12 protein-coding genes are annotated in these 16062 nt (G+C 42.0%); 7 read left to right on the top strand and 5 right to left on the bottom strand.

The window, feature by feature from the left end:
• Positions 1–278: 278 nt before the first annotated feature.
• Together AN391_RS20370 and glsB are read left to right on the top strand one after the other, a co-directional pair.
• A protein-coding gene (locus tag AN391_RS20370; RefSeq protein ID WP_408003230.1) for an IS630 family transposase occupies positions 279–1245 on the top strand; the annotation gives its coding sequence in 2 pieces (ribosomal slippage) (positions 279–677 and positions 679–1245; 966 coding nt in all).
• Between the two features lie 777 nt (positions 1246–2022).
• Positions 2023–2946 (top strand): glutaminase B, encoded by a 924-nt coding sequence (gene glsB / locus AN391_RS07775; RefSeq protein ID WP_055014878.1) that lies wholly within the window; start codon positions 2023–2025, stop codon positions 2944–2946.
• Between the two features lie 34 nt (positions 2947–2980).
• Here glsB and AN391_RS07780 read toward each other — a convergent pair whose 3' ends face one another.
• Positions 2981–4285 (bottom strand): inosine/guanosine kinase, encoded by a 1305-nt coding sequence (locus AN391_RS07780; RefSeq protein ID WP_055014879.1) that lies wholly within the window; start codon positions 4283–4285, stop codon positions 2981–2983.
• Positions 4286–4463: 178 nt separating this feature from the next.
• Between AN391_RS07780 and tadA the strand changes: the two genes are divergently transcribed.
• A complete protein-coding gene (gene tadA, locus AN391_RS07785) occupies positions 4464–4967 on the top strand; it encodes a tRNA adenosine(34) deaminase TadA (RefSeq protein WP_055014880.1) in 504 nt (167 codons plus the stop codon).
• Here the strand turns inward: tadA and AN391_RS20675 are convergent.
• Both AN391_RS20675 and mltF read right to left on the bottom strand, forming a co-directional pair.
• Positions 4964–5128, bottom strand: a complete 165-nt coding sequence (locus tag AN391_RS20675) for a hypothetical protein (RefSeq protein WP_162838352.1) — start codon at positions 5126–5128, stop codon at positions 4964–4966. The two genes, tadA and AN391_RS20675, sit on opposite strands and share 4 nt — an antisense overlap.
• A gap of 245 nt (positions 5129–5373) precedes the next feature.
• Positions 5374–6870 carry a membrane-bound lytic murein transglycosylase MltF gene (gene mltF / locus AN391_RS07790; RefSeq protein ID WP_055014881.1) on the bottom strand — a complete coding sequence of 499 codons (1497 nt, stop codon included), beginning with the start codon at positions 6868–6870 and terminating at the stop codon, positions 5374–5376.
• A gap of 211 nt (positions 6871–7081) precedes the next feature.
• Here mltF and purL point away from each other — a divergent pair, with 211 nt between their 5' ends.
• From purL to AN391_RS07810, 4 genes are all read left to right on the top strand, one after another.
• Complete coding sequence (gene purL / locus AN391_RS07795; RefSeq protein ID WP_055014882.1) at positions 7082–10972, top strand: phosphoribosylformylglycinamidine synthase; 3891 nt, start codon at positions 7082–7084, stop codon at positions 10970–10972.
• 133 nt (positions 10973–11105) lie between these two features.
• The gene (locus AN391_RS07800) at positions 11106–13562 is read left to right on the top strand and encodes a YdbH domain-containing protein (RefSeq protein WP_055014883.1); all 2457 of its coding nucleotides are present in this window, start codon (positions 11106–11108) and stop codon (positions 13560–13562) included.
• Between the two features lie 2 nt (positions 13563–13564).
• Positions 13565–13762 (top strand): YnbE family lipoprotein, encoded by a 198-nt coding sequence (locus AN391_RS07805; RefSeq protein ID WP_010556932.1) that lies wholly within the window; start codon positions 13565–13567, stop codon positions 13760–13762.
• 10 nt (positions 13763–13772) lie between these two features.
• The gene (locus tag AN391_RS07810; protein WP_055014884.1) at positions 13773–14102 is read left to right on the top strand and encodes a YdbL family protein; all 330 of its coding nucleotides are present in this window, start codon (positions 13773–13775) and stop codon (positions 14100–14102) included.
• 11 nt (positions 14103–14113) lie between these two features.
• On the opposite strand, the gene AN391_RS07815 is transcribed toward AN391_RS07810, so the two are convergent.
• Both AN391_RS07815 and waaA read right to left on the bottom strand, forming a co-directional pair.
• Positions 14114–14680, bottom strand: a complete 567-nt coding sequence (locus tag AN391_RS07815; RefSeq protein ID WP_055014885.1) for a DUF1415 domain-containing protein — start codon at positions 14678–14680, stop codon at positions 14114–14116.
• Positions 14677–15960 (bottom strand): lipid IV(A) 3-deoxy-D-manno-octulosonic acid transferase, encoded by a 1284-nt coding sequence (gene waaA / locus AN391_RS07820; RefSeq protein ID WP_055014886.1) that lies wholly within the window; start codon positions 15958–15960, stop codon positions 14677–14679. The genes AN391_RS07815 and waaA overlap by 4 nt, the downstream gene beginning before the upstream one ends.
• Between the last annotated feature and the right edge of the window lie 102 nt (positions 15961–16062).

Consider the following 16062-nt stretch of genomic DNA (forward strand, 5'->3'; position numbering starts at 1 on the left):
CACCTGACCCCATGCCGAACTCAGTAGTGAAACGAAACAGCGCCGATGATAGTGTAGCATTTGCTATGTGAAAGTAGGACATTGCCAGGATTCAAATTAAAGAAACCCGTTACAGCGATGTAACGGGTTTTTTGTTGTCTGAGGGTTAGTAATACCATTCCGCTTAAATATCTGATCTAATATAGGCTATATAAAATCACCGGTTAATAACATTGAACCCAAATATATCTGAACAACTTTTGGCGCTTTCACGAAAAGAACCAAACGCACGAAAGCGCATGCGATTGCTCGCAGTGTCATTATTTTATGAGGGTAATAGCAGAACCGATATTGCAAAACGTCTTAACACAGCACGAAGTAGTGTTAATAAATGGGTTTCTAGTTATCTAGAGCATGGGCTGGATGGTTTAGACAATAAGCCTATTCAAGGGCGCCCATCAAGATTGCAACAGCAACAACTTGAACAGCTGTCTGAATTTATAAAGCGCACTTATACAGAACTTCAAGGCGGCCGCCTTACTGGTGAAGACATTGTGCATTACATTAGCACTGAATTTGGCGTTCATTACCACTTAAATCATGTCTATAAAATTCTAAAGCACCTTGGCTTTAGTTGGATCACAAGTCGCTCTAAACACCCAAAACAATCATTACAGAGCCAAGAAGCTTTTAAAAAACTTCCAACTGGAAACGATCCTTCACACACCAGGGCACCTTCCTCTTGATCGTATCGACGTATGGTTTCAGGATGAAGCACGATTTGGCCAGCAAAATCCGACTACGCGTATTTGGGCTGAAACAGGCACTCGGCCACGGATTGTAAAACAACAGCAATTTGACTATGGATACTTATTTGGCGCGGTATGTCCAGCCACAGGCCAGACAGAAGCGTTAGTAAGCCCATTTGTAAATAAAGAAGCAATGACGCAGCACATGCGTCAGATATCACACGCGACACCTGTTGGAAGGCATGCTGTAGTGATAATAGATGGCGCAGGCTGGCACACATACGATACAGCTACAGAATTTAAAAACCTAACCCTGATAAAGCTTCCACCTTATTCACCCGAGCTAAATCCAATAGAGCAAGTATGGAGCTGGATACGACAACATTGTTTATCCAATAGAGTGTTTTCGGGCTATGACGAAATTGTCGATGAGGTTTCAAAGGCATGGAATCACTTTATTTCGATACCAGATCGAGTGAAGAAAATGTGCAATCGGGAATGGATTAAATTGATTTAATCTTTATGCGGAATGGTATAAATAGCCAGTCCCCCATACCGAATTCAGTAGTGGCCGCATCTGCATGCCGCGGTATCTGTATTCTATACATCAAACAAAACAGCTCTAAGATGAGCCTGACCAATGATAATGTAGCATTTGCTATGTGACTCTCCACCGCTGTGGGCACTACGACATTGCCAGAATTCAAATTAAAGAAACCCGTTACAGCGATGTAACGGGCTTTTTGCTGTCTGGGGTTTAGTAAATAACCAAGAGCCCATGCCAAACTCAGTAGTCAAACAAAACAGCTCGAAGGCGAGCCCCGCGGAAGGCCGCCCCGACGCAAAGATAGTGTTGCATTTGCTATGTGACTCTCCACCGCTGTGGGCACTACGACATTGCTAGGATTCAAATTAAAGAAACCCGTTACAGCGATGTAACGGGTTTTTTGCTGTCTGGGTTTAATAAAAAGCCAAGATCTCATTCTAACTCAGTCTTTGTAATGCCCGCCCTTGTAAATTCTTTGAGCCATAACATTCATATCCTTATAAAAAGCTAAGCCATTATAGGCAAAGTCACGGCACACATCATGCTGAGTGTAACCAGTTTTTCATAGCCCCGCAAAATGATTAAGGCTTATCGCGGATTAGTATTGCTTTGATATAGAAAATACCACTTTGTAAATAAATATTAAGTTCATGCTTATCTGCTATTTTATTCATGTAACATAACTAGGCGTGCAGAAGTTGTGCGTGTTAAAATCAAATTTTTGTAATGCTAAAATAGAGGTGTCAATTGCCCACTGCTGACTACCAAACTGTACTAGATGAAATAGCGCACGAAGTGCGCCCTTTGTTATCACAAGGTAAGGTTGCAGACTACATTCCTGCACTTGCTGAGATTTCTAGCGAGCAGTTTTCTATTGCTATTTATACCACTGATGGTGAAACCATTTGTGCGGGGGATTGCAGCAAACGTTTCACTATTCAGTCAGTTTCTAAAGTGATGACACTTACAATGGCCCTGCAGCGCTATGGTGATGAGCTATGGCATCGAGTAGGCAAAGAGCCCTCTGGAACCGCGTTTAACTCTCTTACACAGTTAGAGTTCGAAAAAGGTGTACCGCGTAATCCTTTTATTAATGCAGGTGCGATTGTGACGTGTGATGCTTTGTACAGTCGATTATCTGCACCTCGCCACTCAATGCTTGAAACGTTTAGGTTACTCTCAGGTAATAGTGCAATAGTGATTGATAAAAAAGTGGCCAATTCTGAGTACGAGTTTAGGCATAGAAATGCGGCAATGGCGCATTTAATGAAGTCGTTTGGTAATTTTGAGAATGACGTAGATGATGTACTTTGGTCTTACTTTAATTTTTGTGCAATCGAACTTAACTGTATTGAGTTAGCTAGAGCGTATAACTTTTTAGCAAATAAAGGCGTTGATTACAGCTCGGGTAAACGTGTTTTAAGTAGCCGTCAGAATAAACAACTAAATTCGCTTTTATTTACTAGTGGCTTGTATGATGCAGCAGGAGATTTTGGCTACAGAGTAGGTATGCCGGGTAAATCGGGTGTGTCAGGCACTATATTAGCAGTTTTACCGGGTAAGTTTACGGTGGCTGTATATTCACCTGGGCTTAATGAATTTGGTAATTCGGTAGCGGGGATAGCAGCGTTAGAGCTGCTATCTAAAAAGCTCGATATTTCGATTTTCTAAAATACCGCAATAGGGAGTACGTATAGCTCCCTATTTATTGGTCCCAATACACTTGCTCTAGGCAGTCTTCGCGCTCTGGTAGGCCACGAGATAAACGTGGCGAGTGCTGTACTAATACCTCGTAGCTCGCGCGGTTAGCGTATTTACTAATTTGTGCAAGAGAAGAATAAGTAATGGCCTTTTGTTCGTGCTTTGCTGAATTGGCGACATTTAATTTATGATAAACGTTTGCTGATAAATCGTGTAAAACGGCAGCTAACGCACAATCGCCAGCACCATTGGTATTTTTGATTGAATCAGGCCCACCCATGAATGGCGCAGTGTGGCTATAGGCTTTTATCGGGTTTTTGCAATCGGATTTTTTCATTGCGCGAGAAAATTCATAGCGATTGAAATCGGCAATTGCCCCCGGTAATAGGGGATACTCGGTTGCCCGTTTAAAGCTTTCATCAACATAACCGGCCATAAATAAGCCTTTTTCGCCGGCGGTACAAATAACCAAGTCGACCCAGTCAAGTGCCTTGTCTGCGGCTAATAGCGGGTCTTCAAAGCCAGTAATTGCCAGTCCTTCTTCTTCGTTCATGGCGAGTATATCTACATGCTCGTTTACAAAGTTAGCCCACCAGGTTGGATCTTGTTCAATTAAAAACTTAGTGCCCAGTGTTAAAACTACCGGTACACCTGCATCGTTAGCGTATTTAACTGCTTGTAGGGTTGCTTCAGTCATTGTTTCATCACCCTGTGTACGCATCAGGTAGGCGCTGATCACAAGGGCAGAAGATTGCTCGATTAAGTGTTTATCGATAGACTCAGGCTTTAAATGATTCATTAAACCAGCACTAATCGCGAATGTACGCTCGCCAGTTTCATCAATTAAGGTAAAGCAACGGCCAATAGGCCCATCTACAGGTTGTAAATAGTCTAAATCAACGCGACTTGATGTGTTACATAAAAAGCGATAGGCATAGCTGCCTATTTTTATGTTTTCACTCATAACACCAAGCAATACTGAGCGATCGTCTGCAAGTACTGAGTAGTTATGCATTGTGTTACCAATGGTGCCACCGGCAAACTCGTAATCAACCATATTGTTTAATTTTAAACGGTCGTATAGGGCGTTGGTAATATCGCTATCAATAACTTGCGACATACCACGGCGAAGTTGAAACTCGTCTAAAAAAGCCTGATCGACTTTGGCTTCAATATCAACAACGATCTGATCGATTCCCGTAATGTAACTACGCTGTAATCGCTCAGTGGCGTTTAGTTGATTAGTAAGTGGATCTTTAGCTTCCACTGGAAAATAATGTTTATGTCTGCGGCGTCCAGGAAATTTCATTTGCTACCTGTGTTGTGAGCTAAATAAAAAAAGCGTGAGATTATAGCGTAAATCACACTCTATGAGCCACGATAAACCACATTATTTTGTTTTATTTTTGCAATAATTTATTCAATTTCGCATTTTAAACAAGCAAATTGATATAATAGCGACAGAAAATTTATTTAAAGTAAGTACTATGAACGATCTTAAAAGCGATGAGTATTGGATGGAGCAAGCATTGGTGTATGCCAATAAAGCGCAGCAATTGGGCGAAATTCCGGTGGGAGCAGTCCTTGTCAAAGACAACACACTTATTGCTGCAGGGTATAATCGTTCAATTACTGATAACGACCCTTCTGCGCACGCTGAAATGATTGCAGTGCGAGAAGGAGGAAGAGCTTTAAATAATTACCGTTTAATTGATTGCACCTTGTACGTTACGTTAGAACCGTGCTCTATGTGTGCTGGGCTGTTAGTGCACAGTAGAATAAAGCGTTTGGTGTATGGTGCGCCCGATGCTAAAACGGGCTCGGCTGGATCTATTATGAACTTATTGCAAGAGCCGAGGCTGAACCATCAGGTAGAAGTATTAGGTGGGGTGCTTGGACAAACCTGTGGTAGTACTATTTCGGCGTTTTTTAAACAACGCCGAGAGCAAATTAAAGCGGCTAAAAAAGCGGCTCGTCAAATTAGTGGCTAGTTAGCAGCCTCTGAGTCTGCTTCTATCATTTGCTGCATAGCAAACATACGACGACGCCAAATAATTTTTTTATGTAAGTTACGTAGCATTATACGACGTCTGGTGGCTGTCGAATGAATAATATTGCGTTTTAGTTTTTGTGTGCGTCTACGTTTTAGCATGTGTTCTCCTAATGCGTGAGAGTGAGAAAGGCACAAGATATATATTAAAAATCAGGTAAATATACTATAAACACACATTAGTGATCATTTCATGACAAGTAAACAGATTTTTAATTTAGTTATCGCAGTGGTTAATCTTGAAGGAAAAATTAGCGCTCATTAAAACGCAAAGTTAAGTGTGTAATGCTCACATTTAATGTTTAACATGCATGAGCAGCCAATTAAAAAATGTAAATATAAACCCTTTACTGAGACTGCTGCGTGTTATTTTCACCTTGCTTACTTTTTTCTTCAGGTGAAAGCGAAGGGGTAGGCTCGGTTTTATCGTTGTTTACAGGCTCTTTGCTTGGCTGAGCCGCTTTTTCAACTTTAGGTGTTTCAGGCTCTGGCGCTAAGGCATTATTTTCATCAAGCCAAACAAGTGCATCGTAATATCTGCGAATATTATCAACATATTTTACCGCAACATCGCCACGCGCATAACCGTAACGGGTTTTACGGTAATAACGTTTTTTGATTAAAAGTGGTAAGCGCTTTTTAACATCGGCCCATTTATCAGGGCTCGCCCCTTGTTGTTCGGTAATAATGCGCGCGTCGTTAACATGCCCCCAGCCTACATTATAGGCTGCCAGTGCAAGCCAAGTTCTATCAGGCTGCGGGATTCTATCGGGGATGCGTTTAACAAGCTTAGCTAAGTATTTAGCGCCACCGCGGATGTTTTGCTCTGGCTCTAATCTATTAGTCACGCCCACCTGTTTAGCAGTACTACGTGTAAGCATCATAATGCCTCGTACACCCGTAGGCGATTTAGCACGTGGGTTCCACATAGACTCTTGATAACTAAGTGCGGCAAGTAAGCGCCAGTCTAGGCTGCCTGCATATTGCTCAAACCAAGGTCTGTATGTGGGGAGTGTTTCTTTTATAGCCTCTATGTATGCAAGCGTATTAACGTAGTTGAATTGGCGTACGTGTCCAAAGTACTTTTCTTCAAGCACATACAATTGGTTACTTTGCTTTACCTCACCAAAAAAAGGCACTAGCAATGCATAAAGCGAATCATCTTTTGATTTATTCAGTATCCAGGCTATGGGGTCATTTCGGGTAACTGAAAAGCCAATACTTAAATTTGGGTGGTAACGTCTAAATAGTGAAAGCGTGTGTGAGTCAGCGAGGGTGTAGTCTATTTCGCCATCAATAACGGCTTGTAAAAGCTCCTCTTCGTCGAGCTCTTCGGTTTCTTGCCAGGTTAAATCTGGGTTGCTCTTTTTTATTTTTTGTAAGGTTAAAGAGTGGCTACTTTTGGCTATAACGGTAAAGTTTCCATCCAGGTCGTCAAATTCACGTGGGCGAACTCGACCCTGTTTATAAACCAACTTTTGGCTAATTGTTCTGTAAGTGGGGCCATAGCGGTATTGTTGTGCACGTACTTTGTTGTAGGTAAGGCCTGAGGCTATTATATCTAAATCACCACTTTCAAGGCGCTCAAACATATCGGATAAATTAAAAAACGGCACTATTTCTAGCTCAACACCCAGGTAGTCGGCAAAGGCTTGCGAAAGCTCGTATTCAAAGCCTTGCTCGCCCTGCACTGCTTGGTAGTAGTTGCTGGCACTGGCAAGCGTACCTACACGTATTTTATTTTGTGCTTTAATTTGGGCAAGTTGAGTTTGTTGCTCCTGCATATTACAGGCGCACAACAACATAACTAAAGTGATGATAATTATTAGCTTTTCTTTCAACATTAACCGCCCCATAAAGCTCATACCCCGTTATACCAAAACTTCACTATGGCGTCACTTAGCGTTTAGCTTTTATTGGTAATTTTGCAGCTGTTTATATAAATAAAAAGTTAATTTTCTGAAAAGCGCAATTTGGAGTTAAAACTGAGTGCTACTTAGACTATAATGCCCGCCTAAAATATCGTTCAATCCCTAACCCCGGATGAAATTATCTATGTTGATCCTTCGTGGTGCACCAGCACTTTCAGAGTTCAGAGTTAATAAAATTTTAGCGCGTTGCAAACTATCGCAACTTCCAGTCACCAATGTATATGCCGAGTATGCACATTTTGCCGATTTAACCTCGCCTTTGAGTGTTGATGAGCAAACTAAGCTTGAAAAGCTACTTACTTATGGCCCAACTATTGCCGAGCATACCCCAGCTGGCACTCTTATTTTAGTTACACCTCGCCCTGGCACCATTTCACCATGGGCATCTAAAGCAACCGACATAGCACATAACTGTGGTCTTAAACAGGTTCACCGTGTTGAGCGCGGTATTGCTTATTACGTAGAAGGTGAGCTAAGTGCAGAGCAACTTGCGCAGGTAGCGGCTTTATTACACGACCGTATGACTGAGGCAACGCATAGCGAGCTTGCTTCGGCGGCACAATTATTCCGTAACGACTCGCCTCGTGAAATGTCATCAGTTGACATTTTAGGTGGTGGACGCGAAGCATTAGCTGCTGCAAACGTTGAACAAGGTTTTGCGCTTGCTGATGACGAGATTGACTACCTAGTAGAAAACTTTAAAAAGTTAGGCCGTAACCCTAACGACATAGAGTTATTTATGTTTGCCCAAGCAAACTCAGAGCATTGTCGTCATAAAATATTTAACGCTGATTGGACAATTGATGGTATTGAGCAGCCTAAATCGCTGTTTAAAATGATCAAAAATACATTTGAGCACAACCCTGAAAATGTACTGTCGGCGTACAAAGATAACGCAGCAGTAATGAAGGGCTCAAAAGCGGGTCGCTTTTTCCCGAATGCGCAAGGTGAATATGCGTATCATCAAGAAGACATAGAAATTTTAATGAAGGTAGAAACCCATAACCACCCAACAGCGATTGCACCATTTTCTGGTGCGGCTACAGGCTCGGGTGGTGAAATTCGTGATGAAGGCGCAACGGGCCGCGGCTCTAAGCCAAAAGCGGGTTTAGTTGGTTTTACGGTTTCTAACTTACGTATTCCGGGTTACGAGCAACCGTGGGAGAGCGACTTTGGAAAGCCTAACCGTATCGTAAATGCCCTTGATATTATGATGGACGGTCCTTTAGGTGGCGCGGCATTTAATAACGAGTTTGGCCGTCCTAACTTATTAGGGTACTTCCGTACCTACGAAGAAAAAGTAACAAGCCACAACGGTGAAGAGGTGCGCGGTTACCACAAGCCTATTATGCTTGCCGGTGGTTTAGGTAATATTCGTGCTGATCATGTGCAAAAAGGGGATATTCCAGTAGGTGCAAAACTTATTGCACTAGGTGGCCCTGCAATGAATATTGGCTTAGGCGGCGGTGCTGCATCAAGCATGGCATCGGGTCAATCTAACGAAGACTTAGATTTTGCATCTGTACAGCGTGAAAACCCAGAGATGGAACGCCGTTGCCAAGAAGTGATTGATAAGTGTTGGCAACTAGGGGATAAAAACCCAATTGCCTTTATTCACGATGTAGGCGCCGGTGGCTTATCTAATGCATTCCCTGAGCTTGTAGATGATGGTGGCCGTGGTGGTAAATTCCAACTACGTGATATTCCTAACGATGAGCCGGGCATGGCCCCGCACGAAATTTGGTGTAACGAATCGCAAGAACGTTATGTACTGGCTGTTGCTGTTGAAGACTTTGATCGTTTTGAAGCCATTTGTAAGCGCGAACGTGCGCAGTACGCAGTAATAGGTGAAGCCACAGAAGAGCGCCACTTAACTGTTGCCGACAGTCACTTTGATAACAGCCCTGTTGATTTACCGCTTGATGTATTACTAGGTAAAGCACCTAAAATGCATCGTGATGTAACTTCAAAGCAAGTTACCGGCAAGGCAATTGATGCAGAGTCAATTGATATAGCACAGGCGGCTCAGCGTTTATTACGCTTACCGACAATTGCAGAAAAAACATTCTTAATTACCATTGGCGATCGCTCGGTTACCGGTTTAGTAGCACGGGATCAAATGGTGGGTCCTTGGCAAGTACCTGTGGCTAACTGTGCAGTTACCGCAGCAACGTACGACACTTACCACGGTGAAGCGATGTCACTGGGTGAGCGCACGCCGGCTGCACTATTAAACTTCGGTGCATCGGCACGTTTAGCTGTGGCAGAGTCACTAACCAATATTGCCTGTGCCAACATTGGCAGCCTTGAGAACATTAAGCTTTCGGCTAACTGGATGGCTGCAGCCGGTCATCCAGGTGAAGATGCAGGCCTTTATGAAGCTGTAAAAGCGGTAGGCGAAGAGCTTTGTCCTGCGCTTGGTTTAACTATACCTGTAGGTAAAGACTCTATGTCGATGAAAACGACATGGAAAAACGAGGATGATGCAACTGAGCAATCGGTAACGTCGCCCTTGTCACTTATTATTACTGCCTTTGGCCGTGTTGACGACGTGCGTAAAACAGTGACTCCGCAGTTACGTACTGATAAAGGCGATACATCGCTTATTTTAGTTGACTTAGGTGCAGGTAAAAACCGAATGGGTGCATCAAGCCTTGCACAAGTTTACAAGCAGCTTGGTGATGTTACGCCAGATGTTGACAGCCCTGAGCTACTTAAAGGCTTTTTCAATGCCATGCAAGCACTTGTCGCGGATAGCAAGCTACTTGCTTATCATGACCGCTCAGACGGTGGTTTATTTACTACCATAACTGAAATGGCATTTGCAGGGCACACCGGAGTGACTGTTGATTTAGCTGGTTTAACAGGGACAGACCTAGAAGCACTATATAACGAAGAGCTTGGCGCGGTGATTCAAGTTGCTAACAGCGATTTAGAGGCCGTAAATGCTGTATTTGAGCAACATGGTGTGGCTGCAATTAGCCACGTGATTGGCTCGCTTAATAGTGACGATAGCATTGTGTTTAACCGTGGTGAGCAAACAGTGCTTAATCATACTCGTACTGAGCTTCGTACAATTTGGGCCGAAACAACGTACCAAATGCAAGCACGTCGTGATAACCCTGATTGTGCAAAGCAGGAGTTTGATGCCAAGTTTGATGCAAAAGATCCAGGCTTAAACGTAAAACTTAACTTTGATTTAAACGAAGATATAGCAGCACCTTACATTGCAACGGGCGCTAAGCCGCAAATGGCTATTTTACGTGAGCAAGGCGTTAACTCGCATTTAGAAATGGCTGCTGCGTTTAACCGTGCTGGTTTTGCCGCTGTTGATGTACACATGAGCGATATCCTCGAAGGACGTTTAACCCTTGAGCAATTTAAAGGCTTAGTGGCATGTGGCGGTTTCTCTTACGGTGACGTATTAGGTGCCGGTGAAGGCTGGGCTAAGTCTATATTGTTTAACGATATGGCACGTGAACAGTTTAAAAACTTCTTCCACCGTGAAGACACCTTTAGCTTAGGTGTGTGTAATGGTTGTCAAATGTTATCAACGTTGAAAGAGTTAATTCCGGGGACTGAGCATTGGCCACGTTTTGTAACAAATAAGTCAGAGCGTTTTGAAGCACGCTTTAGCTTAGTTGAAATACAAGAAAGCCCGTCAGTGTTCTTTAATGGCATGGCTGGGTCGCGTATGCCAATTGCTGTATCACATGGTGAAGGCCATGCTGAGTTTGCAAATGATGCTGCCACTCAAGCTGCGCTTGACAGCGGCACTGTTGCGGTTAAATTTGTAGATAACTACGGTAACCCGACAACACAATACCCGGCTAACCCAAATGGTTCACCAGAAGGTATTACCGGTATTACCTCTACTGATGGCCGTGCCACTGTAATGATGCCGCACCCTGAGCGTGTATTCCGCACTGTTGCTAACTCGTGGCACCCAGATGAGTGGAAAGAGGATAGCCCGTGGATGCGTATGTTCCGCAATGCACGTAAAAATGTCGGTTAAAAATGACATATACAAGTTAGATTCATAATCTAGCTGTAAAATAAAAAAGGCTGCACTGTGCAGCCTTTTTTGATTGCGTAGATTTAAAATTACGATAGTTTGTAAGGTATGAATAAAAGCTTATAAGGATAGTATGTTAAAGCGCGTTAGTTTAATTATGGGTGCTGTATTGCTAAGTATAGTTTTGCTTGGCTATGTATTTCGTTTGCCACTATTACAATGGGCTGTAGCACCTGCGCTTGAAAAAGCAGGCGTTACTTTAAGTTGTCTAGACTTTTCGCTTACGAGTGAATTAAATGTGCACGTACAAAAAGCGTGTTTAAGTTATCAAAATCAAGAGCTTGTTGTTACAAGCATTACCGCAAATACTCGCCATGTTGAAATTAAGCAAGCGGCGCTTAATGTCAATCCGTTTCCACAAAGTGATAAAGAAAGCAGCCCTGCAACAATTTTAGATTTAGCCCTTCCTGAAAAAAGACCAACAATTACAGTTGAGCAACTAAGTATAAACAGTGCGCTTTTAAAGCGCCCGCTTGTGCTAAATATTACCGAGCCTAAGCTTAACCACTTTGTAGTCAATGGTGATTTAAACGCAAGTGCAACGCTTTACAATAATAAGGTACAAGGGCAGCTTAAAGTTAATGATGAATTACTTAAACAGTTACTTAAAACCGATAACGCGTTATTAAATGGGCTTAGCTTTGATTCAGCGCAGGCATTTAGCTTTAACGGAGTAGAGGCAAGCCTTACTGGTGAATTACAAGCCCAGTATGACTATAAAATACAAAGCTGTGATATAACAAACAGCTCAAAAGGTGTGCTAAGTGCTACCTATCATTTAAATAACCAAAACCTTGAGCTTGACCCAAGCACGCTTAAAAACAATGTAAAACTTAGTAATAACTGCCAAACTCTTATTCCTGAAAGTGCCTACAAGTCATTTGCTGTAAAGCAGCTACCACTTAATTGGCAATGGGCTTTAGCTAAACCAATTAGTGCTGAACATAACACTCTATCTTTACCGTTAATAACGCTCAAAAGCGCAGAGCAAGCCAAGCAAAATATAGATATAACGTTTACAGATACGTTTATAAATACGGCTGCGCCATTACAAAGTGCGCGCACGCAGCTTAAAGCGCAGCTACACACTGATGATATAAAGGCTGTAGTGCTAAATACGCAGCTTGAAAATGAACAACTAAGTGGCAATTACGATATTGCGCTTACTGCTTTGCCTGATTTTTTACCGGCTGAGGCTAATAATGTAAAAGCCGCAGGGGATTTTACAGTTACTCAGCTTATTGACTTTAAGCCCGTAGGTAACGCACGTATTGAGTTTAGCTTTGATAGCGCAGCTGCTTATGGCAGCGCTCTTAACGGCTACACAGGTAACCTTGAAGCAAGCATGAATGAAAAGCTCGATGCAAAAGTAACGCTTAAAAGTAAGCTTAATAGCGTGCAATACAACGAATTTAAACTTACCGGTATTAATAACACCCTTAGTGTCAGGGCAAACTTAGGTGTGGGAGAGTTATTTGCTCACTTAAATGCAAGCACTCAAATAAACACACTGACAAGCCCAAATGTCGATTTAAATACAATAAACGTAACGTCAACAGGGCTGCAAAGTCGCGCGCTTAAAGCGTCGCATCATGTACTTATAAATGGTGTAGAGCTGGTGGCTAATCACCATGTTTCAAAAGTAGCGCATCCGTTTGAAGTGATTATACCGCAGCAAAGTGTGCTTTCGTTAAATTCGATTATTAGCCAATTTGAGCCATTAGCTCAACTCACTCAAGGCGAGTTTGGCGGGCGTATTAGTGGCGATGTTAATTTACAAAAAGGCGATTTTAATTTAACTGTTGGTGATACCAGCGCGCTTTACAACGATTACTTAGCTAATCAGTTTAGTACGCAATTTAGTGGGCAGTACGATTCAGGGCAGCTTAATGTTGCCCCTACTACCTTTAACGTTAATGAATTAAGAGCGGGCGCGGTAGTTAATAATATTAATGGCAAAATAGAAGTGGTAAATAATAGTGCGCAAGCCTTTAATATAGTTGGCAATATGTTTGGTGGGGTATTTGAATTAGATAAATACTCGCTTTTAAAACCGCAGCAAACAGCATATGTTACGTTTGAAAATGTTGATGCTAGTAAATTAATAACGCTTGACGATAAGTCGGGTATTACCCTCACTGGTAGGTTAAAAGGGTCGTTGCCATTTTATTTTGATGAAACAGGGGTTGAGGTAAAAAATGGTAGCCTAGTCAACCAAGGCCAAGGTAAGCTTATTATTAGTAATAACGAAGCGTTTGACGCCGTTATGCGTCAGCAACAAGAGTTACAACCTGTACTTGGCTTACTCAAAAATCTTGATATACAAAAGCTTAACAGTACAGTGGTGCTTAAAAGTGATGGCTGGTTAAACTTAGGTGTTAACTTACAAGGTTTTAATGAGCCAGAGCAGCAGCAAGTTAACTTTAATTATAACCACGAAGAAAACGTGTTTACGTTACTAAGAGCGCTTAGGCTGAGCGACGAAATAACACAAAAAGTTGAGCAGCAATATTCTCAAAAAGGAAACTAATGATGAAAAATTCGTTAAGCATTAAGGCAATCATTGCCCTTGCTGCTATTAGCGCATTGAGCGCATGTACACACAGAGTAGAAGTAGCAGCTAAAGAGCCAATAACTATCAACCTTAATGTAAAAGTAGATCATGAAATTCGTGTAAAGGTGGATAAAGAACTCGATACCCTGTTCAGTGACGACAGCGAATTATTTTAGGAGCTAAATGATGACTATAAAAAATAAATTAAGTATTGCCACTTTAATTGGTGCAGTGTGTATGTCGTTTTCGGCGTGGGCGATTAGTTTAGATGATGCTAAAAATCAAGGCTTAGTGGGTGAAGATAGCTCAGGTTACTTAGGGCTTGTTGTACAAAACAGCGAGGCAAAAGCAGTGGTTGAGGAAATTAATGCTAAACGCAAAGCACAGTATTTAAAGCTGGCTAAAAAGAACGACTTATCACTGGCACAAGTCGAAGCACTCGCTGCAGCTAAAACAATCGAAAAGACCAAAAGTGGCCACTATATTGAAGTGAATGGGAACTGGGTTAAAAAGTAGTATTGAATTTGTTACTTTAAAATCGAGCGTTTAGGCGCTCGTTTTTTTATGTTTGCTAAAAGTTGCTGCCAAAAGTCGATGCCTTTTCGCCTTGCAAGCTTTATATTGTGTTCTGGTATAGATTCAGGCTCATTATAGTTATCAAGCGCTTCGCTCATACTCAGTTCGCGTATTAAATGCAGTGTAGGGTAGGGGGCTCGGTTGGTGTAATTTGCCGCATCATCTTCATCGCTGTCGGCAAACACGTAGTCAGGGTGAAAATTAGCAATTTGGTATTTACCTTCAAAACCTTGCGCTACCAGTAAGGCATTGGCTAAATCGACTAAATCTAAAAAGTCTTCAAAATCGCTAAAGCCGTTATCAAACAGTATTAATGTGGTTTCGCGCTCGGGGTTTTGATCAAGCTGCACACACTGATCTAGCATGTCCATTACAGCGTCATCAACTTTTGTTGCTGGGCTAAGCACATAATGAATACAGTTGTTTTCTACTTCTTTGCGGGCAAATGGGCAAAAGTTATATTTTACAATAACAGATGATACCCACTCGCGGGTTTGGGCAATTGCTTGATGAGTCATGCTTTTGGCTCTAAATACTGATTTATAATGGTTAATGTTTTTTCAATGGCGCCTTGGTTTTTTACTACACATTGCTGCGCTTTAATTCCTAAGCTTTGGCACGCTTTGGTGTTTTGGCTTAAATTAATTAATTGTTTAGCAAGCTCATCGGTATTTTCAACAACGACAGCCCCTTTAAGTTTAATTAGCTCAGGGTAGATATGATCAAAATTATACGTATGTGGGCCTGTAATAACACCAACTGAAAAAGCAGCAGCTTCAAGTGGGTTGTGCCCGCCGCGGCGAATTAAACTGCCGCCTATGTAACTTACATTCGCTGCGCCATATAAACACTGTAGCTCGCCCAATGTATCAGCTAATAGCACGTGCTCGTTTTGATAGTTATTGTTGCTGCGACGACTAAAACTAAGGGCGCTTTGAGCTAACGTGTCGGCCACTTTATCAAACTGTTCGGGGTGGCGCGGTGCAATAATTAAAAGGGCATTAGGGTATTTTTTTAATAGCTGCTGATGTGCGTTTAATATCATTTCATGTTCAAGCGGGTGGGTAGAGCCTGCCACCCATACAAAACGTTCTTTGGTTTTATACTCGGTTTTAAGATTTGCCACTTTAGTTAGTTGTTCGTCGCTTGGCGTAATGTCGAACTTTATTGAGCCTGTAACATGGCTTTTTGAAGAAGGTAAACCAAGTTCAATAAACCGCTTCGCATCATTTATATTATGGCTTGCAAGTACTGAAATTGAACGCATAATTATTTGCGTTAACCCTGCCACCTTTTGATACCCTTGCTGCGACTTTTCGCTTAGTCGAGCATTAAGCACTAATACCGGAATATTTTTTTTATGGCTTATGGCCATTAAGTTAGGCCACAGCTCAGTTTCTAAAATACACAGTGCTTGTGGGTTTATACGCTTTAAAAATCGAGCGCTTGAACCTGCAAAGTCAATAGGTAAATAACAAGATGCCACGGTATGTTTAAATTGTTCGCTAATTTGCGCACGCCCGGTAGGGGTATTGCAGGTAATAAGTATATTAAGCTGCGGGTGTTGTTTTTGCAGTGCTTTAATAAGTGGCGCTGCTGCAAGCACCTCACCTACAGAAGCGCAGTGGAACACAACCGGTTTAGCGCTATTATTAAATAAGTGTTTGCTAATAAAACCAAAGCGCTCTTTAAAGTGTGCGCGGTAGCCTTTATTTTTTTTACCTCTTAGTACATATAAGTAAAATACAATCAGTGGGCTAATTAAAATTAAAGCGAGTGAGTAAAAAATGCGTGCCATACTGAACTTTTATTAAGGTAAGTGGCGCTAGTTTAACGCGAAAGTGATAATTTCTGAACATGTGAAGCACGAAATTATAATTCAGTTCAGCTATATTCCCAT

The sequence above is a fragment of the Pseudoalteromonas sp. P1-13-1a genome (genome assembly GCF_001401875.1).
GTDB lineage: Bacteria > Pseudomonadota > Gammaproteobacteria > Enterobacterales > Alteromonadaceae > Pseudoalteromonas.

What these genes read in the sequence shown, in the direction of transcription:
- AN391_RS07805 (WP_010556932.1), top strand. Translation starts at nt 13,565, where the DNA reads ATGAAAAATTCGTTAAGCATTAAGGCAATCATTGCCCTTGCTGCTATT.
- waaA (WP_055014886.1), bottom strand. Translation starts at nt 15,960, where the DNA reads ATGGCACGCATTTTTTACTCACTCGCTTTAATTTTAATTAGCCCACTG.
- AN391_RS07800 (WP_055014883.1), top strand. Translation starts at nt 11,106, where the DNA reads ATGTTAAAGCGCGTTAGTTTAATTATGGGTGCTGTATTGCTAAGTATA.
- mltF (WP_055014881.1), bottom strand. Translation starts at nt 6,870, where the DNA reads ATGTTGAAAGAAAAGCTAATAATTATCATCACTTTAGTTATGTTGTTG.
- AN391_RS07780 (WP_055014879.1), bottom strand. Translation starts at nt 4,285, where the DNA reads ATGAAATTTCCTGGACGCCGCAGACATAAACATTATTTTCCAGTGGAA.
- purL (WP_055014882.1), top strand. Translation starts at nt 7,082, where the DNA reads ATGTTGATCCTTCGTGGTGCACCAGCACTTTCAGAGTTCAGAGTTAAT.
- AN391_RS20675 (WP_162838352.1), bottom strand. Translation starts at nt 5,128, where the DNA reads ATGCTAAAACGTAGACGCACACAAAAACTAAAACGCAATATTATTCAT.
- tadA (WP_055014880.1), top strand. Translation starts at nt 4,464, where the DNA reads ATGAACGATCTTAAAAGCGATGAGTATTGGATGGAGCAAGCATTGGTG.
- AN391_RS07815 (WP_055014885.1), bottom strand. Translation starts at nt 14,680, where the DNA reads ATGACTCATCAAGCAATTGCCCAAACCCGCGAGTGGGTATCATCTGTT.
- AN391_RS07810 (WP_055014884.1), top strand. Translation starts at nt 13,773, where the DNA reads ATGACTATAAAAAATAAATTAAGTATTGCCACTTTAATTGGTGCAGTG.